Consider the following 22,494-nt stretch of genomic DNA (forward strand, 5'->3'; position numbering starts at 1 on the left):
TAGCAGGGCGCCGCAGTGCGCCGGCCCGGCGTGGCGCCTGCTCACCCGTTCGGCCCAGCGCCATTCTTCCGCGGCTTAAGGAGATCACTAGGGTGCCGTCATATCCTGCTCGGATATTGCGAACATCACCGCCGGGCAGTCCGTCAGACGGCCTAACCGAGCCGATATGCGGAATCATGGGCTCAACGCGGAGATCCCCACCCACAGGTGACCGCGCATACGCGCAATGCAAGCGCCCTTCGGGGCGGACGTGGCCGTTCGACTGGAGATGCAACGTGTCCGGGCGCATCGAGGATTACGCACTGATCGGGGACATGCAGACCGCGGCGCTGGTCTGCCGGGACGGGGCGGTGGACTGGCTGTGCCTGCCACGCTTCGACTCCCACGCCGTGTTCGCGAGCATTCTGGGCACCGAGGATCACGGGTTCTGGCGGATCGGCCCGGCGTACCCGGCCGGCTCCGAGGCCCCGCGTGCCGACCGCCGCCGCTACCGCGGTGACTCGCTGGTACTGGAGTCGGAGTGGGACACGCCCCGCGGAAAGGTCCGCGTGATCGACTTCATGCCGCCCCGCGAGGACCACGCGCCGCAGCTGATCCGCATCGTGGAGGGCGTCAGCGGGCGCGTCCCGATGCGCTCGGCGCTGCGGATGCGCTTCAGCTACGGGCGGGTCGTGCCCTGGGTCCACAAGGTCGACGGGCGCACGGTCGCCGTCGCCGGCCCCGACTCGGTCTGGCTGGACACCGAGGCCCAGACGTACGGCAAGGACCTGACGACGTACTCCGACTTCACGGTCGGACCCGGCGACCGGATGGCCTTCAGCATCAGCTGGCAGCCCTCCCACAAGGGTGCGCCGGAGCTCCCCGACGCCGGGGCGGCGCTGGCGTCGACCACCGACTTCTGGCGCGAGTGGGTCGACCAGTGCACCTACCACGGGCCCTACCGGGAGGCCGTGGTCCGCTCCCTGATCACGCTCAAGGCCCTCACGTACGGCCCCACGGGCGGGATCGTCGCCGCGCCGACCACCTCCCTGCCGGAGGAGATCGGCGGGGTCCGCAACTGGGACTACCGCTACACCTGGCTGCGCGACGCGGCGATCACCCTCTCCTCGCTGCTGCGCACCGGCTACCGCGAGGAGGCCCGCGCCTGGCGCGAGTGGCTGCTGCGCGCGGTGGCCGGGGACCCGGAGAACCTGCAGATCATGTACGGGATCGCGGGCGAACGGGAGCTCGGCGAGACCGAGCTGGACTGGCTGCCCGGCTACGAGAACTCCCGCCCCGTCCGCGTCGGCAACGGCGCCGCCGGCCAGCTCCAGCTCGACGTCTACGGCGAGGTCACCGAGGCCCTGCACCTGGGCCACATGACGGGCCTCGCCCGCAGCGACTACGCCTCGCTGCTCCAGCTCAAGCTGATCCGCTACCTGGAGACCCACTGGGACCAGCCGGACGAGGGCATCTGGGAGGTGCGCGGCCCGCGCCGCCACTTCGTGCACTCGAAGGTGATGGCCTGGGTGGCCGTGGACCGCACGATCAAGCTGATCGAGAGCGGGGACGCGGACGGCCCGCTGGAGCGGTGGCGCGAGCTGCGCGACGAGATCCACCAGGACGTGTGCGAGAAGGGCTACGACAAGGAGCGCAACACCTTCACCCAGTCGTACGGGTCGAAGGAGCTGGACGCCTCCCTGCTGCTGATCCCACAGATGGGCTTCCTGCCGCCGGACGACAAGCGGGTCATCGGCACCATCGAGGCGATCCAGCGCGAGCTGTCCACCGCCGACGGGTTCATCCTGCGCTACCCGACGGCGGGCGAGGAGGCCGGCGTGGACGGCCTGGAGGGCGACGAGGGGGCCTTCCTGGCCTGTTCGTTCTGGATGGCCGACGACCTGGCGATGATCGGCCGGGTGGACGAGGCGCGGCGGCTGTTCGAGCGGCTGCTGTCGCTGCGCAACGACCTGGGTCTGCTGGCGGAGGAGTGGGATCCGCGGCTCCAGCGGCAGGTGGGGAACTTCCCGCAGGCCTTCAGCCACGTTCCGCTGATCGACACGGCGCTGCGGCTGACGGCGAGCGGGGCGTACGGGGGGTAGCGCGCTCCCCGGGCGTACGCGGGCGGGGCCCGGCTCGGGTCCCGCCCGGGCGCACGGGCCGCGGACTGCTCGCCGCGCCCCGCCGAACCCTGCCCCCTACGCTGGAGGGGTCCTTTGCCCTCCGGTGGAAGGGGCTGCCATGGCTCCCCTCTCGAAGGCGGGCGCGGCGCTGACCGCGCTCCGCGAGGACCTGTCCGGCGAGGTGTTCACCCCGGAGGACCCGGGGTACGACGGAGCCCGGACGGTCTTCAACGCGATGATCGACCGCAAGCCCGCCGTCATCGCCCAGTGCGAGAGCGCGGCGGACGTGGTGACCGCCGTGCGTTTCGCGAGGGACCTCGATCTGAAGGTCGCCGTGCGCGGCGGCGGGCACAGCGTGGCCGGGATGTCCCTCAACGACGGCGGCCTCGTCGTGGACCTGCGGCGGATGCACGAGGTGACGGTCCACCCGGCGGCCAGGGCCGCGCACGTCGAGGGCGGGGCCACGATGAGCCACCTGGACCGGGCCTGCCAGCCCTACGCCCTGGCCACCACGGGCGGCCGGGCCTCCACCACGGGCGTCGGCGGCTTCGTGCTGGGCGGCGGAACCGGCTGGCTGGACCGGAAGTTCGGCCTGGCGGTGGACAACCTGCTGGGCGTGGACCTGGTCACCGCGGACGGCGAGCTGCTGCACGTGACCGCCGAGGACCATCCCGAGCTGTTCTGGGGACTGCACGGCGGCGGCGGGAACTTCGGCATCGCCACCTCGCTGACCCTGCGCCTGCACGAACTGCCCGCCATGTCGATCGCGTTCGTGCTGTACCTGCCCGAGCGCGGGCCCGAGGTGGTCCGCGCGTTCCGGGACCTCATCGAGGCCGGACCGCCGGAGGCCTCCGGCGCCGCCCTCTACGTGACGGGCCCGCCCGAGGACTTCGTACCGCCGCACCTGGTCGGGCTGCTTCTGGCCGGCGCGCTGCTGACGTACGCGGGCCCGGAGGAGGAGATGCGCGAGCTGGCGCGGCCGCTGCTGGCGATCCCCCACGAGTCCGAGATCGTCACGGCCATCCCGTACGCCGACCTCCAGTGCATGATCGACGACCCGCCGGGCCTGCGGAACTACTGGTCGGCGGAGTACCTCACCGGTATCCCGGACGAGTTCGTCGACGTCTTCTGCGCCCGCGCCGAGTCCATGCCGGTGCCCACCGGCACCCAGCACCTGGTCTTCCCGCAGGGCGGCGCCATCGCCGCCGGCCCGGCCGACTACCCGGTGCCGTACCGCGACGCGCCCTGGGCGGTGCACCCGTTCGGGATCTGGGAGGACGAGGCCGACGACGAGCGGTGCCGGCAGTGGGTCAAGGACGTCCGGTCCGATTCCGAGCCCTGGAGCACCGGCGCGGTGTACCTGAACTTCATCGGGGACGAGGGCACGGAACGGGTGGTGTCCGGTCTGGGCAGCGAGAGCATGCGGCGGCTGGGCGAGCTGAAGCGGCGGTACGACCCGGACAACGTCTTCCGCTTCAACCACAACATCCGGCCGGCCTGAGGCTCACGTGAGGGCGGCGATCACCTCCCGCGCCGCCCGCTCGCCCTCGGTGGCGCCGCCTTCCATGAAGCCCTGGAAGTCGTAGCTGCAGTGCTCGCCGCCGATGTGGATGTTGCCCTGGGCGGTGCCCTCGTACTTGGCGTAGCGGTGCAGGTAGCCGGTGGGCCAGTACGAGTAGGCGCCGAGCGAGTACGGGTTGCGGTGCCAGGCGGAGAGCTGGGCCTTGCCGGTCCAGACGGCCTTGGTGCCCGGGTAGAAGGCGTCGATGCCGGTCAGCATGCGGCCGGCGAGGGCGCGCACGTACGGGTCCGCCTCGGTGGCGAAGGGGGTAGCGGGGGTGAGCGACCCGGCGAGGGTGCCGCCGCCGTACTGGAGCAGGATGCCGCCCGTGCCGGGCTGGACCTTGGTGGTGTCCCAGGTCTGCTGGACGTCGGAATCGGTGAAGCAGTCGCCCGCGGAGACCCCGGGCCAGGGTCCGGTGCCGCGCCAGGGGCGGGCGGTGAACTGCATGTTGAGCTTGGTGCAGTGGCCCATCCGGGCGTCGCGCAGCAGGTTCCGCATGAGCGGGTCGAAGGCGGCCTGCGAGGTGTCGATGCGCTGGAGGACCGGCAGGGGCAGGCACAGGATCGTGTGGTCGGCGACGGTGGTGCGCACGGATCCGGAGTCGTTGAAGGTCAGCGTCTGGGTGCCGTCGGCGTCGGCCCGTACGGCGACCAGCTCGCGGCCCCTCACGATCGAGCCGGCGGGCAGGGCGGCGGCGATGGCGTTCGGCAGCCGGTCGTTGCCGCCGGTGATGTGGTAGCGCTCGTTGGACAGGCCCCAGACGTTGAAGTTGCCCGGGTTGGGCTGGTAGCCCATCAGCAGGACGAGGGCGAGCGCGGACTGCCGGTTCGTGTCGGCGCCGTACTCGACGTTGTAGGCCACGTCGATGAAGCGGCCGAGCTGCGAGCCGTGGCCGCCGGGGATCCGGCTCTCGATCCACTCGTACAGGCTCATGTTGTCGAGGGCGGTGCCGGCGGGGGTGCTGCTGTTCCAGGAGACCTCCCCGGCGTCCTGGAGGTCCCGGCGCAGGGCCTGGTAGACGGCCTTGAAGTCCTCGTCGGCCCGGGTGCGGGAGTAGTACTCCCCGTTGAACCAGAGGACTTCCTCCGCCCCGTTGGGGCCGCCGCCCAGGAAGTCCTCGGTGGGCAGGTTGAACCGGCGGCACAGCTCCAGGATCTTCTTGTGGCTGGTGTCGATCAGCTCACCGCCGATCTCGGAGGTCTGGCCGTACGCCCAGTGGCCGCGCTGGGTCCACATCCGGCCGCCGACGCGGCTCGGGTCGGCCTCGTAGAGGGTGCAGTCGACACCCGCGTCCTTGAGGGTGAGGGCGGCGGTCAGGCCGGAGATGCCGGCGCCCACGACCGCGACGCGGGCGGGCGCGACGGGCTTCTTGTCGGGGGTCGCCCCGGCGGCGTGGGCGGCCCCGGCCGCGGATCCGGCGAGGGCGGCGCCGAGGCCGAGGGCGGCGGCGCGGCCGAGGAGTTCGCGGCGGGTGGATCCGCGGACCTCGGCGGCGGGCATGCCCAGGCGGGCTGCCGCGGCGTGCTCGGCGGCGAGGCGGCGCAGGGCGTGCATGAGGGGCGTACGGGCCATGGCGGGGCTCCTCAGAGGTTCGCGGCGGTGGACGAGGGGGTGCCCTGCCCGGGCAGGGCGGTCGGGTTCGGCGGGCCGTCGGTGTCGCCGGGCGCGTCGCCGGGACGCTCGGCGGCGTCCTCCAGGACGATCCGGCCGATGATCTCGTAGCGCGCGGGGGCCTTCGCCTTGAGCCAGAGGCCGAGGCCGAGGCCGCCGAGGAAGACCGCGCCGACGATCCACGGGATCAGTTTGAAGAAGATCGATCCGGCGGCGCTGCCGGCCGCGGTCTCCATGTTGAGGACGAGCAGGACCACGACGGCCGTCATTCCGATGCCGCCGAGCAGCGGGGCGGTGAAGGTCTTGAACCAGTGCCGGTCCTCGGGGTGGTTCTTGCGGAAGTAGCCGATGACGGCGAAGGAGCACAGCGTCTGGACGATCAGGATCGCCATCGTGCCGAGGATCGCGAGCAGCGTGTAGAGGTGCAGGTACGGGTCCTGCCCGGTGGCCCAGAAGCCGGTGACGAGCGCGGTGGCGATGGCGGTCTGCACGACCGAGGCGAGGTAGGGGGAGCCGTGTTTGGGGTGGGTGTGGCCGAGCTTCGGCGACAGGAAGCCCTCGCGGCCGATGGCGTAGAGGTAGCGGGCGGCGCACTGGTGGAAGGCCATGCCGCAGGCGAAGGATCCGGTGAGCAGCAGCCACTGGAAGGCGTCCACGGCCCAGGCGCCGATGAAGGTCCGGGTGGGGGCGAAGAACAGGTCGAGGGGGCTGGCGGAGGCGGACAGCTCGACGGACTCGGCCAGGCCGTTGCCCGCGATGGTCATCCAGGAGACGTAGATGTAGAAGAGGCCGACGCCGACGACGGAGATGAGGGTGGCCTTGGGGATGACCCGCTTGGGGTCACGGGACTCCTCGCCGTACATGGCGGTGGACTCGAAGCCGACCCAGGACCAGAAGGCGAAGAAGAGGCCGAGGCCGGCGGAGGTGCCGGTGAAGGCGTTCTTCGGGTTGACGGGTTCGAGCGGGATGCCCTCCGGTCCGCCCCCGGCGATCAGCACGGCGGTGGCCACGGCGAAGAGCACGGCGATCTCGGCGACGAGCATCACGCCGAGCGCCTTGGCGGTGAGGTTGATGTCGAAGTGCGCGAGGGCGGCGGTGACGGCCAGCATGGCGGCCGCGTAGACGATCCAGGGCAGGTCGACGCCCAGCTGGTCGTGGACGGTGGTCTTCGTGAAGTAGGCGAACACGCCGACGATCGAGGCCTCGAAGACGATGTAGGCGAGGACGGCGAGCATGCCGGAGGCCATGCCCGCGATGCGGCCGAGGCCGTGCGAGATGTATCCGTAGAAGGCCCCGGCGGCGGTGATCCGCTTGGCCATGGCCACGTAGCCGACCGCGAAGACGGTCAGGACGAGGGTGGCGAAGAGGTATCCGGCCGGGGCTCCGGTGCCGTTGCCGAAGCCGACGGCGATGGGCAGATTGCCCGTCATGGCAGTGATCGGGGCGGCGGTGGCGACGGCCATGAAGACGACGCCGACGAGGCCGACCGAGTTGGCCTTGAGTCGCTGGACCTGCGGAGCCGCGGGCTTCGGGGATGCCCCGCTGGTCGTGCCTCTGCTCATGGCGTCCTCTTCCTGTGTCGGGAGGCGGCCACTCTCCACCTGGGTGACGCAGACCACAATCGGCACGTGGTCCGATAATCTCCTTGCGGAGAAGACGAGTTGTCGGTCCAGAAGAGGGGCAGATCGGGCTTTGTAACCGCCAGGTGATGTCCGCGGCACATACGGCCCGGTAGCGTCCCGCGATATGGACAACCAGGGCGGGATCACGGTTCAGCGGGCACTGGAGCTGCCGGGACTGCGCAGCGGGCTGCCCGAGGTGATGGCCTGCGCGGACCGCCTCGGCCGGACCGTCCGCTGGGTGCACGCGGGCGAGGTCCCGAACATCGCCTCCCTGCTCAAGGGCGGCGAGCTGCTGCTGACCACGGGTCTCGGCCTGGGCACCCGGCCCGCCGAGCAGCGTGCCTTCGTACGCCGCCTCGCGGACCGGGGGATCGCCGCGCTGGTGGTCGAGCTGGGACCGCGCTTCACCCGGCTGCCCGCCACGATCGTGGAGACCGCGCGCACGGCGGGACTGCCGCTGGTCCAGCTCCACCGGGAGGTCCCCTTCGTCGCCGTCACGGAGGAGGTCCACACCGAGATCGTCAACCACCACTACGCGCTGCTCCAGCGGGCCGAGGAGGTCCACCGGCGCTGCACGGAGGCCCTGTTGGGCGGCGGGGGCATCCCGCAGGTGCTGCGGATCCTGGCCGACTTCACGGGGAACCCGGTCTTCCTGGAGACCCCCGACGGTCAGCTGCTGTACGCGGCCGGCAGCGCGGCCGGGGACGCGGGCGCGGACCCGCTGCAGGTGTGGGAGGGCCTACGGGGCCAGCGCGAGGCCGAGCCGTCGGCGAACACGGTGGTGGTCGACGTACCGGGCGGCGGCCACGGCACGGGCTCGGTCCGGGCCCGCGTCGTCCTGGTCGGCGTCTCGGCCCCGCTGCTGCCGGTGCACCGGATGGCGGCGGAGCGCACGGCCGGCGTGCTGGCCGTCGTGCTGATGCAGGCGCGGCAGGAGGAGGAGTTGGCGGCGCGCGGCCGCGGCGACTTCCTCACGGACCTGGCGGAGGGCCGCATCTCGGCGGAGGACGCCCCGGCGCAGGCCCGCGTCCTGGGCTTCAAGCCGGGGGCGGGGCCGCTGCTGCCGGTGGTCATGCGGCTCTCCACGGACCTCGGCCCGTCCGGGAACTGGGCCGTCCTGGCCCGGGCGGTCCTGGAGGAGCTGTCGTCCGTCGGGGTGCCGGTCCTGCTGGGCGTCCGCCCGGTCGAGGGCCGTGTGCCGCTCCTCGTGTCCCTGCGGGCGGAATCGGAACGCACGGCGGTGGCGGACCGGGTCTCGGCCGCGCTGCGGGCCGGCGTCGAACGTGCGGGCCTGGACCGTGCCGCCGCCCCGCCGGCCGTGGTCGTCGGCGTCGCGGGCGGCTGGGCGGCCGCGTCGGCGGGGCTGCGGCACGCCGCGGAGACCGCCACGGCGGCCCACGGCCTGCCGGCCCGGCCCTGGTACGACGCGCGGCGCCTGGACATCGACCTGCTGCTGTGGCGGCTGCGCGAACATCCCGACCTGGCGGCCTTCGTGGACCGGGCGATCGGGCCGCTGCGCACGCACGACACGACGTCGCGCCCGCCGCTGCTGCCCACGCTGGAGACGTACCTGGCCCACGCGGGCCGCAAGGCGGAGACGGCCCGCGAGCTCCACCTGAACCGCCAGACCCTCTACAACCGCCTGGCCCGCATCTCGGAACTCCTGGGCACGGACCTGGACGACCCCGAAACGGTCCTGTCCCTGAGCCTGGCCCTCCGCGCCCGCCGCCACACCCCTTCCTGACGCCCCCCTCGCACCGCTCGGCGCCGGCGAGGCCGGCACGTCCAGCCCCGCCGGCGCCTGAGGTCTTTCAGCCCCGCCGGCGAGTGAGGCGCGGGGTTAGGGACGAAGCCCCGGTCTTTCGACCGCGACCCCGCCGGGAGGCTACCGGCGGCGTTCCATCAGTTCGTCGTAGACCGACAGGACCTGCGCCACGGTGTCGTCCTCGGACGGCCACGTCGCCGCCTGCGCCCGCCCCGCCACCGCCAGCGCGGCCCTCCGCTCCGGGTCCGCCAGCAGGCCGGTCACGGCCGCGGCGAGCGCCGCCGCGTCCCCCGGCGGGACCAGCACCGCGCCCTCCCCCACCAGCTCCGGCACGCCCCCCACGGCCGTGGCCACCAGCGGCACCCCCACCCGCAGTGCCTCCTGCGCCAGCAGGGCCCGCGCCACGCGCCGGCTCGGCAGCACCGCCAGGTCCGCCGCCGCCAGAAGCTGCGCCGCGTCCCGGCGGCGCCCGAGCAGCCGTACCGGGAGCCCCTCGGCCTGGATCCGCCGCGACAGCTCGGCCCGGAGCGGGCCCTCCCCGGCGATCACCAGCAGCGGGGCCGGCTCCAGCGCCCGCCACTCCCGTGCCGCGTCGAGCAGCAGGGAGTACCCGCGGCGCGGCACCAGGCTGCCGACGGTGATCAGCAACGGCCGCTCGACCGCCCCGAGTTCCGCCCGCACCTTGCCCGGGTCCGCCGCCTCGGTTCCGGCGGGCCCCGCCGGTACCGCCACCGGTGCCAGCCGGGCGTCCCGGGCGCCCCGCAGCCGCGCGAGGTCCACCAGGTCCGAGGAGGCCCCGAGGACGACCGCCGCGGCCCGCGCCACGTGCCGTTCCAGCATCCGGCCCAGCCGCCCCAGCGCTCCCGCGTTCGTGGGCCCGTCGCCGTGCCAGCTCACCACCAGCGGCACCCGGCGCCCCCGCATGGCCAGCGCGGCGCGCAGCCCGGCGCGCACCCCGTGCGCGTGCACGACGTCCGCTCCGGCGCACGCGGCCCGCAGGACGCTCACCGCGTCGGGCGCGAACTCCGCCCCGGCGCCGGTGAAGTCGTACTCCCCCTCCGCCTGGACGGGCGCGCACACGGTGACCCGTACGCCGCGTGCGGCGAGCCCGGTCGCGAGCGACCGTACGTGCGCGCAGCTGCCCGCGCCCGCGCCGTCGCCGAGTACCTGGACGGTGCGGAGCGGCGGGCGCCCGTAGGGCTGTGCCGGGAGGGAGGTGGAGACCGGGGAGCTGCTCACGGGCCGAAGCTCCAGGGTGAGGGAGTCAGAGACGTCGCCAAGGATGCCAGTCCGCACGCGCGTTCCGGGACCATACGGGTGCGGATCCCGTACGAGATACCGCCGGACACCCCCCAGCCTCACCCACACGGCCTAGTGTCACCTCACCCCGGCGGGCTGTCCCCGGCGGTCGCGAGCCGCCCGCGCACGGCTCCGGCACGGCTCCGGCACGGCTCCGGCACGGCTCCGGCACGGCTCCGGCACGGCGAAGGGCCCGCCGCGCCGTGCGCGGGCCCTCCCGCGACCGTGTCACCCCTCGCGGCTCACGCGTCCGCGCGCGCCGCCGCCAGCAGTTCCTCGGCGTGTGCCCGCGCGGAGGCCGAGTCCTCGTGGCCCGCCAGCATGCGCGACAGCTCGCGGATCCGGGCCTCGCCCTCCAGGACGGTGACGCCGCTCCTGGTGACGGAACCGTCGTTGGTCTTCTCGACGAGCAGCTGGCGGTCGGCGAAGGCCGCCACCTGCGGCAGGTGCGTGACGACCACGACCTGCGCCGACTTGGCGAGCTTCGCGAGGCGCCGGCCCACCTCGACCGCCGCCTTGCCGCCGACCCCCGCGTCGACCTCGTCGAAGAGGTAGGTCGGCACCGGGTCGGAGCCGGCGAAGACGACCTCGACGGCGAGCATCACCCGGGACAGCTCACCGCCCGAGGCGCCCTTGGCGATCGGCCGCGGCTGGGCGCCGGGGTGCGGGGCCAGCAGCAGTTCGACCTCGTCCGCGCCCGAAGGTCCGTAGGCGACCGGACGGCCGCCCACCTCCACTCCGTCCGCGTCCTCGGCCTGCCGGACGTCGATGGTCACCCGGGCGTGCGGCATCGCGAGAGAGGCCAGTTCCTCCGTCACGGCGGAGGCGAAGCGGGTCGCCGCCTCCACCCGGGCGTCCGTCAACGCCTGGGCCAGCAGTGACAGTTCGGAGCGCAGCCCGTCCCGCTCGACGGTCAGCTCGGTGATCCGCTCGTCGTCGCCGTCCAGTTCCAGCAGCCGGGCCGCGCCCTGCTCGGCCCACTCCAGTACGGAGTCCACGGTGCCCTCGGAGCCGTACTTGCGGGTCAGCTGGGTCAGCGCCGCCCGGCGCTCCTCCACGGCGGCCAGCCGCAGCGGATCGGCGTCCAGGTCGTCGGCGTAGCCCGCCAGCTCCCCGGCCACGTCGGACAGCAGGATGCCCAGCTCCCCGATCCGCTCGGCGAGCGCGCCGAGCGCCGGGTCGTGCGACCGTACGGATTCCAGGGCGCGGTGGGCGCCCGCGACGAGCATGTTCGCGTCGATGGCCTCGGGGTCCTCGGGATTGCCCGCGAGCGCGCCGTGGGCCAGCTGCGCCGCCGAGGCCAGCGACTCGGCGTGCCCGAGCCGTTCGGCCTCGGCCGCCAGCTCGGTGTCCTCGCCGGCCACCGGTTCCACGGCGGCGATCTCGTCCAGCCCGAAGCGCAGCAGGTCCGCCTCCTGGGCGCGTTCCCGGGCCCGGGTGGTGATCTCCTCCAGCTCGACGGCGACGGAGCGGAGCCTGCGGTAGGCGGATCCGTACTTCTCCAGCGGGACGGCGACGGCGTCCCCGGCGTACCGGTCGAGCGCCTGCCGCTGCCGGGCCGGGCGCAGCAGCCCCTGCTGGTCGGTCTGGCCGTGTACCGCGACCAGGTCGTCCGCGAGTTCGCCGAGCAGGCCGACGGGCACGGACCGGCCGCCGACGTGGGCGCGCGAGCGTCCCTCGGCGGACACGGTCCGGCTGATCAGCAGGGCGCCGTCGTCGAGCTCCGCCCCGGCCTCCTCGGCGCGTACGGCGGCGGGCGCGCCGGGGCGCATGACGATGCGGCCCTCGACGACCGCGGCCTTGGCCCCGATCCGTACCAGGGCCGGGTCGGCGCGACCGCCGAGCAGCAGCCCGAGGCTGGTGACGACCATCGTCTTGCCCGCGCCGGTCTCGCCGGTCACCGCGGTGAAACCGGGCGACAGCTCGACCACCGCGTCGTCGATGACCCCGAGCGACCGTATCCGCATCTCCTCAAGCACGGGACGACGATACCGAGGTTTCACCGGTGCCATGTGACGTCACCCGCCCCGAGTTCTCCGAACGGATGTGCTATTAAGCACGATGGGCGACACGCCGGGACACCCGCTAGTGGGGCGCCCCGCGCCAACCCGACACCGGCAGCGCGAACTTCGCGACGAGCCGGTCCGTGAAGGACGCGTGGTGCAGCCGGGCGAGCCGCACGGGCACCGCCCCGCGCCGGACCTCCACACGGGCCCCGGACGGCAGCTCCAGCATCCGCCGGCCGTCACACCACAGCACGCCGTGCGGGGTGCCGGCCTGCACCTCCACCGCCAGCACCGAGGTGGGCGAGGTCACCAGCGGCTTCGCGAACAGCGCGTGCGCGCTGATCGGCACCATCAGCAGCGCCTCCACCTCCGGCCAGACCACCGGCCCGCCCGCGGAGAAGGCGTAGGCCGTCGAGCCCGTCGGAGTCGCGCAGACGATCCCGTCACAGCCGAAGCCGGTCACCGGGCGCCCGTCGATCTCCAGGACCACCTCCAGCATCCGCTCCGGGGACACCTTCTGGACCGCGGCCTCGTTCAGCGCCCAGTCCCGGTGGACCACGTCGCCGTTCGTGCGCACGACCACGTCGAGGGTCATCCGCTCCTCGACCTCGTACGAGCGCGCCACCACCCGGTCCACGACCTTGTCCAGGTCGTCGCGCTCGGCCTCGGCGAGGAACCCCACCCGGCCCAGGTTGACGCCCAGCATCGGCACCCCCGAGGCACGCGCCAACTCCGCGCCCCGCAGCAGGGTCCCGTCCCCGCCCAGCACGATCAGCAGCTCACACCCGTCGAGCACCCCCGGCGTGGACTCGGTGACGAGCTCCACCTCGGGCGGCAGCGGCAGGTCCACCGCCTCGTGCGCGAAGACCCGTACGCCCAGCCCGCAGCGCAGCAGTCCCTTGACGACCAGCTCCGCGCTGCGGATGGCCGCCGGCCGCCCGGTGTGCGCGAGCAGGAATACGGTGCGTTCCCCCGTTGAATCTGTCACTGCGGCCCCTCCGCCACTGCACGGTCAACATCCGCCGGGTCGAGTGCCGGTGCCCCCGCCCGCAGCCACAGAAAGTACTCGACGTTGCCCGACGGTCCCGGCAGCGGACTCGCCGTGACCCCGAGAACGCCCAGACCGAGCTTCGCCGCCTGCGCCGCGACCTCGCGCACGGCCTCCGCCCGGAGCTCCGGGCTGCGCACGACCCCGCCGCTGCCCAGCCGGTCCTTGCCGACCTCGAACTGCGGCTTGACCATCAGCACCAGGTCGGCGTCCGGCGCGCAGCACCGTACGAGCGCGGGCAGCACCAGCCCGATGGAAATGAAGGACAGGTCACCGACGACGAGGTCCGCGGCGATCCCGTCGATCTGCTCGACCGTCAGCTCGCGCACGTTCGTCCGGTCCTTGACCGTCACCCGGTCGTCGCTCTGCAGCGACCAGGCGAGCTGCCCGTAGCCGACGTCGACGGCCACCACGTGGGCGACGCCCGCGCGCAGCAGCACGTCGGTGAACCCGCCCGTGGAGGCCCCGGCGTCCAGCGCGCGGCGGCCCGCCACGCGCAGCCCCAGCGGCTGGAAGGCCGCCAGCGCGCCCGCGAGCTTGTGGCCGCCCCGCGAGACGTAGTCGGGATCGCTGTCGTCCTTGAGGACGACCAGGGCCGCGCTCGTCTCGACCTGGGTGGCGGCCTTGGTCGCGGTGGTGCCGCCCACGGTCACCCGGCCCGCGGCGATCAGCTGCGCGGCGTGCTCGCGCGAGCGGGCCATGCTGCGGCGTACCAGTTCGGCGTCCAGGCGGCGGCGTGCCACTCCTGCCACGTTCGGTTCAGCTCCTGTTTTCGTACGGACCAGGGACGGGCGGTGCGTCCAGCGCGGTCAGCGCCTCGCGCAGCCCCCGGTGGACATCCTCGTACACCTCGACGTGTCCGTCCGCCGCGAGGTGGTCGGCGTCCGCCAGCCGCGCCAGGTGCGCGTCCACGGCGGCGTGTCCGGTGGGGGTGCGTACGACGCCCAGCGCCACGGGCCCCGCGGGCCCGGCGGAGGCTTCGCCGTCGGCTTCTGCTGCGCCCTGGGCTTCGTCGGTCATGCCCCGACGCTACCTCGAAGCGCCCCGCGACCACGCACGGCTCTGCGGTACGGTCGTGATCACGATGGCTACGATCCAGGAGTGCCGCGAAGCACTCGAAACCCTCTCCGGCAATCTCGCCCGGGCCGACGGCGGCGTACGCGGCGCGGCCGCGCTCGACCGCTCCCTGAGCTGCCACATCACGGACGTCGACCAGACGTTCACGGGCCGCCTCGACACGGGCCGCATCCGCGTGGACACGGTCGCCCCCGGCCCGCCGGCCGCCAAGGCCGAGATCCGGCTCGCGATGACGGGCGACGACCTCCTCGCCCTGGTCGCGGGCGACCTCAAGTTCGCCAAGGCCTGGGCCTCCGGCCGAGTAAAACTCGAAGCCGGCTTCCGCGACCTCCTACGCCTCAAGAGCCTGCTCTGACCCTCAGCCCCGCCGGCGCTTGAGGCGCTCTCTCAGCCCCGCCGGCGTTTGAGGCGCTGGGGGTCCCCCCGGACGGGGTCGGGGGGAGGGTCCGGGGCGGCGCCCCGGCAGCCGGCCCGCGCCCGCTACTGCGCGCGAGCCACCACCCGCGCCACCCGGGCGGCGGGAATCACCAGCGGCGTCCCCGTCTCCGGGTCGTCAATGATCTGGCACTTCAGGCCGAACACCTTCTCCACCAGCTCCGCCGTCACCACCTCCGCCGGCGCCCCCTCCGCCACGACCTTCCCGCCCCGCATCGCGATCAGGTGCGTCGCGTAACGGGCCGCGTGGTTCAGGTCGTGCAGCACCGCGACCAGCGTCCGCCCCTGGTTCTCGTGCAGCTCCGCGCACAGGTTCAGCACGTCGATCTGGTGCTGGATGTCCAGGTAGGTCGTCGGCTCGTCGAGCAGCAGCAGCGGCGTCTGCTGCGCCAGCGCCATCGCGATCCACACCCGCTGCCGCTGCCCGCCCGACAGCTCGTCCACGGCCCGCTCCGCGAGCTCGGCGACCCCGGTCGAGGCCATCGACTCGTTCACGACCCGCTCGTCCTCGGCCGACCACTGCCGCAGCAGCCCCTGGTGCGGGTACCGGCCGCGCGCGACCAGGTCGGCCACCGTGATGCCGTCCGGCGCGATCGAGGACTGCGGGAGCAGCCCCAGGGTCTTGGCGACCTTCTTCGCCGGCATCGACCCGATGGCCTGTCCGTCCAGCAGCACCCGCCCGGCGGACGGCTTCAGCATTCGCGACAGGGCCCGCAGCAGCGTGGACTTGCCGCAGGCGTTGGGGCCGACGATCACCGTGAAGGAGTGGTCGGGGATCTCCACCGACAGGTCTTCGGCGATGACCCGCTGGTCGTAGCCGAGCGTCACGTTCTCCGCGGTCAGCCGCTGCACTTGCGTACTCCTCATCAGGTTCATATACGTCCTGCCTTGCGCTCGGTGACGAGCAGCCAGAGCAGGTAGACACCGCCGACCAGCCCGGTCACCACGCCCACCGGCAACTGGTCCGCGCCGAAGGCCCGCTGCGAGGCCCAGTCGGACACCATCAGCAGCACCGAGCCCATCAGCGCGGCCGTCAGCAGGTTCCCGCCGGGCGAGCGGGTGAGGCGCCGGGCCAGCTGCGGCGCGGCCAGCGCGACGAAGCTGATGGGCCCGGCCGCCGCGCTCGCCGCGGTGGTGAGCAGGATCGCCGCGAGCATCAGCAGCAGCCGCGTCCGCTCCACCGGCACCCCGAGGGCGTACGCGGCGTCGTCGCCCATCTCCATCATCCGCAGGGCCCGGCCCTGCCCGAGGACCAGGGGGAAGAGCACCGCGCAGACCGCGAGCAGCGGCCACACCTGCGCCCAGTCGCGGCCGGCCAGCGAGCCGGTCAGCCAGACCGTGGCGCGGGTGGCCTCGATCATCTGGGCCTTCGTGATCAGGTACTGGATCACGGCGACGAGCATGGCGGAGGCGCCGATGCCGACCAGCACGAGCCGGTAGCCCTGGATGCCCTGCTTGTAGGCGAGCAGGTAGACGGCGGCCCCGGCCAGCAGGCCGCCGATCAGCGCGCCGACGGCCACCTCGTTGGCATCGCCCTTGAACAGGATGATGACGACGAGCGCGCCGACCACCGAGCCGTACCCGAAGCCCAGCAGGTCGGGGGAGCCGAGCGGATTGCGGGAGACCGACTGGAAGACCGCGCCGGCCATCCCGAGGGCGGCGCCTACGAGCAGGGCGACCAGGACCCGCGGCAGCCGCAGGTCGTTGACGATGAAGTCGTTGGCGGGGGTGCCGTTGCCCAGCAGGGTCTGGACCACGTCCCACGGTGCGATCTCGAAGTCGCCGGTGCCGATGAGCAGGACGGCCAGCGCGAGCGTCGCGGCGGCGAGCAGCAGGCCGACCGCCAGCGCGCGCCCCTCGACGCGCAGCGCGATCCCGCCGGGCAGGCGCAGCGGGCGGGGCCCGGACCGGCCCTTGCGCGGTGTGTCGTTCACGGTCGCGGTCACGGTCACAGCTGGGCCATCCTCTTGCGCCGAACCAGGTAGATGAAGACGGGGCCGCCGATGAGCGCGGTCACGACGCCGACCTGCAGTTCGGCGGGCCGGGTGACGACACGGCCGACGACGTCGGCGCCGAGCAGCAGGACGGGTGACAGGACGGCCGAGTACGCGAGCACCCAGCGCATGTCGGGACCGGTGAACGCCCGGACGAGGTGCGGGATCATCAGGCCGATGAAGACGATGGGCCCGCACGCGGCGGTCGCCGCACCGCACAGCAGGGTGATGGCGACCACGGCGGCGATCCGGGTCCGCGTCAGGTGCGCGCCGAGCGCCCGCGCCGTGTCGTCGCCCATGGCCATCGCGTTCAGCGGCCGGCCGAGCGACAGCGCGAGCACCGCGCCGACGATCAGGAAGGGCGCCACCTGGCGGACGGTGTCCATGTTGGCCGAGGCCAGTGAACCCACCGTCCAGAAGCGGAGCTTGTCCAGCGCCTTGCTGTCCATCAGCTGCACGGCGTTGATGTAGCCGATCAGGGCCGCGCTGGCCGCCGTACCGGCGAGCGCGAGGCGCACCGGGGTCGCGCTGCGGCTGCCGCCGAGGACGTACACGACCACCGAGACGACGGCGGCGCCGAGGAAGGCCCACCACACGAACTCGCGGATCGACGTCGCGCCGAAGAAGCTGATCGCGGAGACCACGGCGGCCGCGGCGCCGGCGTTGACGCCGAGGATGCCGGGCTCGGCCAGCGGGTTGCGGGTCAGCGCCTGCATCACGGCACCGGACAGGCCGAGGCCCAGTCCGACCATCAGCCCGAGGAGCGTGCGCGGGACCCGCAGGTCCCGCACCACCACGTCGGAGGGCGTCCCCGCGTACGCGAACAGGCCGTGCCAGACCTCGTCCAGGGGCATCTGCCTGGCGCCCACGGCGATGCTCACGACCGCGACCAGCGCGAGCACCGCGAGGGCGGCCAGCAGACCGGCGACGCGCGCGGCATGACGCGGGCGGGCGACGGCGGCCTGTCCGGGCGCCGCGCTCGGTTCGGATTCAGGGGGGCTCTCGACCAACACGCGAGTTAGGTTAGCCTACCCTCCACCTCGCACGGATCACCCGTTCGGCCCTAAGGGCCCAGCCTGGCCAGCGCCTTCGCCGCGTCCAGCGTGCAGACCCCGTCCCCGGCCGCCGTCCAGGCCGCCGCGCACAGCGCCCGCAGCCCGTCGACCGGATCCCCGCCCTCCCCGCGCAGCTCCAGCACCCCGCGGTTCAGCGCGACCGCGGTCCAGCCGCCGCAGGCGAACCCCTCCGCGACCGGCTCCACCTCCGGCTGCCCCGTCAGCAGCCCCCGCAGGTCCCGGTCCACGTACGTCGGCCGGTGCCTCGGCTCGGCCCGCACCAGCTGCTCCGCGTCCGTCACACCGGTCAGTACCAGCAGCGAGTCCACCTCCCCGTTGAAGGCACCCTCGATGTCGGTGTCGAGCCGGTCCCCCACCACCAGCGGCCGCTCCGCCCCCGTCCGCAGCACCGTCTCCCGGTGCATCGGGGGCAGCGGCTTGCCCGCCACCTGCGGCTCCGCGCCCGTGGCGATCCGTACGACCTCCACCGCGGCCCCGTTGCCCGGCCCGATCCCCCGCACCCCCGGGATCGTCAGGTCGGTGTTCGACGCGTACCACGGCACCCCGCGGTTGATCGCGTACGAGGCCTCCGCGAAGCGTCCCCAGGGCAGTTCGGGACCCCCGTACCCCTGCACCACCGCCGCCAGGCCCTCCTCCTCGGCCGACTCCACCGGCACCAGTCCGCGCTCGCGCAGCGCGACCCGCAGCCCTTCCCCGCCGATCACCAGCACCTTCGACCCCGGCTCCACCTGCTCCGAGATCAGCCGGGCCACCGCCTGCGCGGACGTGATCACCTCGGCGGCCTCCGTCGGGATGCCCAGCTCGCCCAGGTGCTCCGCGACCGCGTCCGGGGTCCGCAGCGCGTTGTTGGTGACGTAGGCGAGGTGCATGCCGTCGGCCCGGGCCGCGGCGAGTGACTCCACGGCGTACGCGATGGCCTCGCCGCCCGCGTACACCACTCCGTCGAGGTCCAGCAGCGCGGTGTCGTACGCCTGGTGCAGACTCTGCTCACTCGCCGCGGGACTGGTCCTGCTCTGCCGGGTCATCGCGTTCGCTCCTCTGAGGGCCCTCCCGGCGGTAGCCGGGGGAGAACGATCTTGTCCGATTCTGCACTGCCCCGATCATCCCGCATGGCGAGACGCGACTTACCATGCACCAATGACCACACCTGGCACCGCGGACCAAGGGCTGCGACTGATCCCGTTCCATGGCCTGCGCTACGTCCCGGAGCGTGTCGGCAGCCTCGCGGCCGTCACCTCCCCGCCGTACGACGTGGTCGTGCGCCCCGACGGAGTCGACCACCTCGAATCCGCCGACCCGCACAACATCGTCCGCCTGATCCTCCCGCAGGCCGGCACCCCGGCCGCACGCAACGAACAGGCCGCCCGCACCCTGCACGACTGGCTCGCCGAGGGCATCCTCAGCGCCGACCCCGAGCCCGCGCTCTACGTGTACGAACAACGCAAGGCCGGCCTGCTCCAGCGCGGCGTCATCGGCGCCCTCGCCCTGTCCACCGCCGACGCGGGCATCGTCCTCCCCCACGAGGACGTCATGCCGGACGTGGTCACCGACCGGGCCGGCCTGATGCGGGCCACCTCCGCCAACCTCGAACCCCTGCTCCTCACCTACCGGGGCGAAGACCCCGGCACGGGAGCGGCCGCGGTCGTCGAGCGGACCGCCCAGCGCACGCCCCTGCTGTCGACGACCACCGAGGACGGCTTCCAGCACCGCCTGTGGGCCATCACGGACCCGGACGAGCTCGCCACCGTCACGGCGGACCTCAGCCACCGCCAGGCCCTCATCGCCGACGGCCACCACCGCTGGGCCACGTACCTGCGCCTCCAGGAGGAGCACGGCTCCCCCACGGCGTGGGACTTCGGGCTGGTCCTCCTCGTGGATACCGCGCGCTACCCGCTCCAGGTCCGCGCGATCCACCGGATGCTGCGCCGGCTCCCGGTCTCCGACGCCCTCGCCGCCCTCGGCGGCCACTTCCGCGTCACCCCGGTCGACGGACCGCTCCCGCTCGCCCTGGACGCCCTCGCGGACGCCTCGGAACGCGGCAACGCCTTCCTGCTCACCGGCGACGGCACCTTCCACCTGGTCACCGATCCCGACCTGGCGCTCCTCGACCGCACGGTCCGCCACGACCGCCCGGAGGCCTGGCGCCGGCTGGACGCCACCGTGCTGCACGCGACCCTGCTCGACGCCCTCTGGCACGTGCCGGACGCCCCCGAGGAGATCACGTACATCCACGACGCCGCGTCCACCGTGGCCATGGCCGAACGCCACGGGGGCACCGCCGTCCTGCTCCACCCCGTACGGGAGGAAGTCGTACGGGACCTGGCCCGCCAGGGCGTCACCATGCCCCGCAAGTCCACCTCCTTCGGACCGAAACCGGCCACCGGGCTGGTCCTGCGCGGGCTGGGCTGAACCACTCCGGACGCGAAAAGGGGCGGTACCCCGCCGGGGGGTACCGCCCTTTCTCATGCGCTCACCGTGCTCGTGCTTCAGGCCTTGTCGCGGCCCGAGTCCTGCGCGGCGTCGTCGAGGTCGGCGTCGGCCGCGGACTGCTCCAGCGGCTCGTACTCCTCGTCGTCCTCGTCGTAGTACTCGGCGACGTCGGAGGCGCGCTCGGCCGCGGCGACCTCCGCCGCGTCCTCGTCGTCCTCATCGTCGTCGTCCTCGTCGTCGATGACGTCCTCGACGTCGAGGTCACCATCGACATCGACGTCGGCCAGGTCGACGGCGGCGTCGACGAACTCGACACCGTCGAGTTCGGCGAGACGGTCCGAGGCGTCGGTGGCCCCGTCCTTGTCCGCTTCGAGGGTCTTGCCGAACCACTCGCGCGCCTCGTCCTCACGGCCGGCCGCCAGGAGGGCGTCGGCGTAGGCGTACCGCAGGCGCGCGGTCCAGGGCTGGACGGAGCTGGAGGCCAGCTCCGGGCTCTGCAGGGTCACGATGGCGGCTTCGAGCTGCCCCTGGTCCCGCCGGGCACCGGCCGCGACCAGACGCATCTCGACCTGGCCGGCCTTGTCCAGCTTCTGCACCTCGGGCTCGCCGGCCATGGCCAGCGCCCGCTCCGGACGGCCGAGGCCGCGCTCGCAGTCGGCCATGACGGGCCACAGCTCGACCGAGCCGGTCATGCGCTTGGCGGCACGGAACTCCGCGAGGGCCTCGCTGTACTTCTGCGTGGCGTACGCGGCGAAGCCGGCGGCCTCGCGGACGGCGGCGACGCGGGAGGCCAGGCGCAGGGCGATGCGCGAGTACGCGTACGCCTGCTCGGGGTCCTCGTCGATCAGCCGCGCGACCATGACCAGGTTCTTGGAGACCTCTTCGGCCAGGCCCTTGGGCAGGCTCAGCAGCTCCTGGCGCACATCGGCGTCGATCTCGAGACCGGTGACGTCCTCGTCGATCGGAAGGCGCTTGACCGGGTCCCGGTCGGAGCGGAAGTCGCGGTCGCCGCCACGGTCATCGCGACCACGGTAGCCACCACGGTCACCACCGCGATCGTCACGGCCACCACGGAACCCGCCACGGTCGCCACCGCGGTCGTCACGGCGCGGGTAGGACGGGCGGTCGCCGCCACGGTCGTCGCGACGGAAGCCGCCGCCACCACCGCCGGTGGGACGGTCACCACGGTCATCACGACGCGGGTACGAGGGACGCTCGCCACCGCGGTCATCGCGACGCGGGTAGGACGGGCGGTCGCCACCACGGTCGTCACGGCCGCCACGGAAGCCACCACGGTCGTCATCACGACGCGGGTACGAGGGACGCTCGCCACCGCGGTCATCGCGACGCGGGAAGGACGGGCGGTCGCCACCACGGTCGTCACGGCCACCACGGAAGCCACCACGGTCGTCATCACGACGCGGGTACGAGGGACGCTCGCCACCCCGGTCATCGCGGCGCGGGTAGGACGGGCGGTCCCCGCCACGGTCGTCACGACGGAAGCCGCCGCCGCCACCGCCGGTGGGACGGTCACCACGGTCATCACGACGCGGGTACGACGGACGGTCGCCACCACGGTCATCACGGCGCGGGAAGCTCGGACGGTCCCCGCCACGGTCGTCACGGCGGAAGCCGCCGCCGCCACCGCCGGTGGGACGGTCGCCACGGTCATCACGACGCGGGTACGACGGACGGTCGCCACCACGGTCATCGCGACGCGGGTAGGACGGGCGGTCGCCACCACGGTCGTCACGGCCACCGCGGAAGCCACCACGGTCGTCATCACGACGCGGGTACGAGGGACGCTCGCCCCCGCGGTCATCGCGGCGGGGGTAGGACGGGCGGTCGCCGCCACGGTCGTCACGGCGGGGGAAGCTCGGACGGTCCCCGCCACGGTCGTCGCGACGGAAGCCGCCGCCACCGCCGGCACCGCCACCGGAGGGACGACCACCACGGTCGTCGTCACGGCGGGGGTAGCTGGGACGGTCGCCACCGCGGTCGTCACGGCGGAAACCGCCGCCACCGCCGCCACCGCCGCCGGCGGGACGCCCGCCACGGTCATCGCGACGGAAGCCGCCACCACTGGACGGACGACCACTGGCACCACGGTCGTCACGACGGAACGGGGGACGGTCGCCACCACGGTCGTCACGGCCCCCGCGGTAGCCGCCCCTGTCACCGCCGTCGTTGCGCCGAGGCTCGCGCTCCGGACGATCGTCGGGAGAGTTGGACATGGGTGTGACTCCTGTCTTCGGGGTACCGCTAGTCATTCTCGCGCAACCAACCCATGGCCGCGCTTCGGCGTAAAGAGGTGAAACAAAAAAGGACCCTTGGCCCAGCGTTGAACGCTGGACCAAGGGTCCTTTGAAAGATTGTTCGGCGGCGTCCTACTCTCCCACAGGGTCCCCCCTGCAGTACCATCGGCGCTGAAAGGCTTAGCTTCCGGGTTCGGAATGTAACCGGGC

At 73.3% G+C, this 22,494-nt stretch carries 17 protein-coding genes, 1 rRNA gene and 1 pseudogene; 5 read left to right on the forward strand and 14 right to left on the reverse strand.

Features of this window, described 5'->3' with window-relative positions:
• Nucleotides 1-275 precede the first annotated feature (275 nt).
• Both ACZ4VT_RS34390 and ACZ4VT_RS34395 read left to right on the forward strand, forming a co-directional pair.
• On the forward strand, nucleotides 276-2,081 hold the full coding sequence (locus ACZ4VT_RS34390) for a glycoside hydrolase family 15 protein (RefSeq protein WP_467955318.1): 1,806 nt from the start codon (nucleotides 276-278) through the stop codon (nucleotides 2,079-2,081).
• Between the two features lie 139 nt (nucleotides 2,082-2,220).
• Nucleotides 2,221-3,603: an FAD-binding protein gene (locus tag ACZ4VT_RS34395; RefSeq protein WP_467955319.1), complete on the forward strand. Its 1,383-nt coding sequence runs from the start codon at nucleotides 2,221-2,223 to the stop codon at nucleotides 3,601-3,603.
• Nucleotides 3,604-3,606: 3 nt separating this feature from the next.
• Here ACZ4VT_RS34395 and ACZ4VT_RS34400 read toward each other — a convergent pair whose 3' ends face one another.
• Together ACZ4VT_RS34400 and ACZ4VT_RS34405 are read right to left on the reverse strand one after the other, a co-directional pair.
• Nucleotides 3,607-5,238, reverse strand: coding sequence for a flavin monoamine oxidase family protein (locus tag ACZ4VT_RS34400; RefSeq protein WP_467955320.1), 1,632 nt, complete (start codon nucleotides 5,236-5,238; stop codon nucleotides 3,607-3,609).
• An 11-nt stretch (nucleotides 5,239-5,249) separates the two neighbouring features.
• A complete protein-coding gene (locus ACZ4VT_RS34405; RefSeq protein ID WP_467955321.1) occupies nucleotides 5,250-6,839 on the reverse strand; it encodes an APC family permease in 1,590 nt (529 codons plus the stop codon).
• 184 nt (nucleotides 6,840-7,023) lie between these two features.
• Between ACZ4VT_RS34405 and ACZ4VT_RS34410 the strand changes: the two genes are divergently transcribed.
• A complete protein-coding gene (locus tag ACZ4VT_RS34410; RefSeq protein WP_467955322.1) occupies nucleotides 7,024-8,643 on the forward strand; it encodes a PucR family transcriptional regulator in 1,620 nt (539 codons plus the stop codon).
• A gap of 141 nt (nucleotides 8,644-8,784) precedes the next feature.
• Here the strand turns inward: ACZ4VT_RS34410 and ACZ4VT_RS34415 are convergent, their stop codons facing one another.
• The 5 genes from ACZ4VT_RS34415 to ACZ4VT_RS34435 all read right to left on the reverse strand — a co-directional run bounded on the left by ACZ4VT_RS34415 (nucleotide 8,785) and on the right by ACZ4VT_RS34435 (nucleotide 14,037).
• Nucleotides 8,785-9,903, reverse strand: a complete 1,119-nt coding sequence (locus ACZ4VT_RS34415) for a glycosyltransferase family 4 protein (protein ID WP_467955323.1) — start codon at nucleotides 9,901-9,903, stop codon at nucleotides 8,785-8,787.
• A gap of 302 nt (nucleotides 9,904-10,205) precedes the next feature.
• A complete protein-coding gene (recN, locus tag ACZ4VT_RS34420; protein ID WP_467955331.1) occupies nucleotides 10,206-11,930 on the reverse strand; it encodes a DNA repair protein RecN in 1,725 nt (574 codons plus the stop codon).
• Nucleotides 11,931-12,048: 118 nt separating this feature from the next.
• A complete protein-coding gene (locus ACZ4VT_RS34425; RefSeq protein WP_362810417.1) occupies nucleotides 12,049-12,957 on the reverse strand; it encodes an NAD kinase in 909 nt (302 codons plus the stop codon).
• Nucleotides 12,954-13,769, reverse strand: a complete 816-nt coding sequence (locus tag ACZ4VT_RS34430) for a TlyA family RNA methyltransferase (protein ID WP_467955324.1) — start codon at nucleotides 13,767-13,769, stop codon at nucleotides 12,954-12,956. The genes ACZ4VT_RS34425 and ACZ4VT_RS34430 overlap by 4 nt, the downstream gene beginning before the upstream one ends.
• A gap of 7 nt (nucleotides 13,770-13,776) precedes the next feature.
• On the reverse strand, nucleotides 13,777-14,037 hold the full coding sequence (locus ACZ4VT_RS34435; protein WP_362810423.1) for a hypothetical protein: 261 nt from the start codon (nucleotides 14,035-14,037) through the stop codon (nucleotides 13,777-13,779).
• 64 nt (nucleotides 14,038-14,101) lie between these two features.
• Here ACZ4VT_RS34435 and ACZ4VT_RS34440 point away from each other — a divergent pair, with 64 nt between their 5' ends.
• On the forward strand, nucleotides 14,102-14,449 hold the full coding sequence (locus tag ACZ4VT_RS34440; RefSeq protein WP_467955325.1) for an alkyl sulfatase C-terminal domain-containing protein: 348 nt from the start codon (nucleotides 14,102-14,104) through the stop codon (nucleotides 14,447-14,449).
• Nucleotides 14,450-14,574: 125 nt separating this feature from the next.
• Here the strand turns inward: ACZ4VT_RS34440 and ACZ4VT_RS34445 are convergent, their stop codons facing one another.
• Genes ACZ4VT_RS34445 through ACZ4VT_RS34460 form a run of 4 tightly spaced genes read right to left on the reverse strand, consistent with a single transcriptional unit; the run spans nucleotide 14,575 to nucleotide 18,624 of the window.
• Entirely contained in the window at nucleotides 14,575-15,405 is an 831-nt protein-coding gene (locus ACZ4VT_RS34445; protein ID WP_467955326.1) for an ABC transporter ATP-binding protein, read from the reverse strand.
• The gene (locus ACZ4VT_RS34450) at nucleotides 15,402-16,475 is read right to left on the reverse strand and encodes a FecCD family ABC transporter permease (protein WP_467955332.1); all 1,074 of its coding nucleotides are present in this window, start codon (nucleotides 16,473-16,475) and stop codon (nucleotides 15,402-15,404) included. The genes ACZ4VT_RS34445 and ACZ4VT_RS34450 overlap by 4 nt, the downstream gene beginning before the upstream one ends.
• A 2-nt stretch (nucleotides 16,476-16,477) precedes the next feature.
• Entirely contained in the window at nucleotides 16,478-17,536 is a 1,059-nt protein-coding gene (locus ACZ4VT_RS34455) for a FecCD family ABC transporter permease (protein ID WP_467955327.1), read from the reverse strand.
• 50 nt (nucleotides 17,537-17,586) lie between these two features.
• Nucleotides 17,587-18,624, reverse strand: a complete 1,038-nt coding sequence (locus tag ACZ4VT_RS34460; protein WP_467955328.1) for an HAD hydrolase-like protein — start codon at nucleotides 18,622-18,624, stop codon at nucleotides 17,587-17,589.
• Nucleotides 18,625-18,736: 112 nt separating this feature from the next.
• On the opposite strand from ACZ4VT_RS34460, the gene ACZ4VT_RS34465 reads away from it, so the two are divergent.
• Nucleotides 18,737-20,008, forward strand: a complete 1,272-nt coding sequence (locus ACZ4VT_RS34465; RefSeq protein WP_467955329.1) for a DUF1015 family protein — start codon at nucleotides 18,737-18,739, stop codon at nucleotides 20,006-20,008.
• A 77-nt stretch (nucleotides 20,009-20,085) separates the two neighbouring features.
• Here ACZ4VT_RS34465 and ACZ4VT_RS34470 read toward each other — a convergent pair whose 3' ends face one another.
• The 3 genes and pseudogenes from ACZ4VT_RS34470 to rrf form a co-directional block, all read right to left on the reverse strand.
• A complete protein-coding gene (locus ACZ4VT_RS34470; RefSeq protein ID WP_467955333.1) occupies nucleotides 20,086-20,952 on the reverse strand; it encodes a tetratricopeptide repeat protein in 867 nt (288 codons plus the stop codon).
• Between the two features lie 324 nt (nucleotides 20,953-21,276).
• Nucleotides 21,277-22,299 (reverse strand): annotated as a pseudogene (locus ACZ4VT_RS34475) (hypothetical protein); the annotation flags it as partial.
• A 104-nt stretch (nucleotides 22,300-22,403) separates the two neighbouring features.
• Nucleotides 22,404-22,494 (reverse strand): 5S ribosomal RNA (gene rrf / locus ACZ4VT_RS34480); the annotation flags it as partial.

This window comes from Streptomyces sp. NPDC029164, assembly GCF_055563995.1.

Excerpts from the sequence above, each read along its gene's own strand:
- ACZ4VT_RS34465 (WP_467955329.1), top strand. The coding sequence starts at position 18,737 with ATGACCACACCTGGCACCGCGGACCAAGGGCTGCGACTGATCCCGTTC.
- ACZ4VT_RS34410 (WP_467955322.1), top strand. The coding sequence starts at position 7,024 with ATGGACAACCAGGGCGGGATCACGGTTCAGCGGGCACTGGAGCTGCCG.
- ACZ4VT_RS34400 (WP_467955320.1), bottom strand. The coding sequence starts at position 5,238 with ATGGCCCGTACGCCCCTCATGCACGCCCTGCGCCGCCTCGCCGCCGAG.
- ACZ4VT_RS34405 (WP_467955321.1), bottom strand. The coding sequence starts at position 6,839 with ATGAGCAGAGGCACGACCAGCGGGGCATCCCCGAAGCCCGCGGCTCCG.
- ACZ4VT_RS34440 (WP_467955325.1), top strand. The coding sequence starts at position 14,102 with ATGGCTACGATCCAGGAGTGCCGCGAAGCACTCGAAACCCTCTCCGGC.
- ACZ4VT_RS34435 (WP_362810423.1), bottom strand. The coding sequence starts at position 14,037 with ATGACCGACGAAGCCCAGGGCGCAGCAGAAGCCGACGGCGAAGCCTCC.
- ACZ4VT_RS34460 (WP_467955328.1), bottom strand. The coding sequence starts at position 18,624 with ATGACCCGGCAGAGCAGGACCAGTCCCGCGGCGAGTGAGCAGAGTCTG.
- ACZ4VT_RS34445 (WP_467955326.1), bottom strand. The coding sequence starts at position 15,405 with ATGAACCTGATGAGGAGTACGCAAGTGCAGCGGCTGACCGCGGAGAAC.
- ACZ4VT_RS34395 (WP_467955319.1), top strand. The coding sequence starts at position 2,221 with ATGGCTCCCCTCTCGAAGGCGGGCGCGGCGCTGACCGCGCTCCGCGAG.
- recN (WP_467955331.1), bottom strand. The coding sequence starts at position 11,930 with ATGCGGATACGGTCGCTCGGGGTCATCGACGACGCGGTGGTCGAGCTG.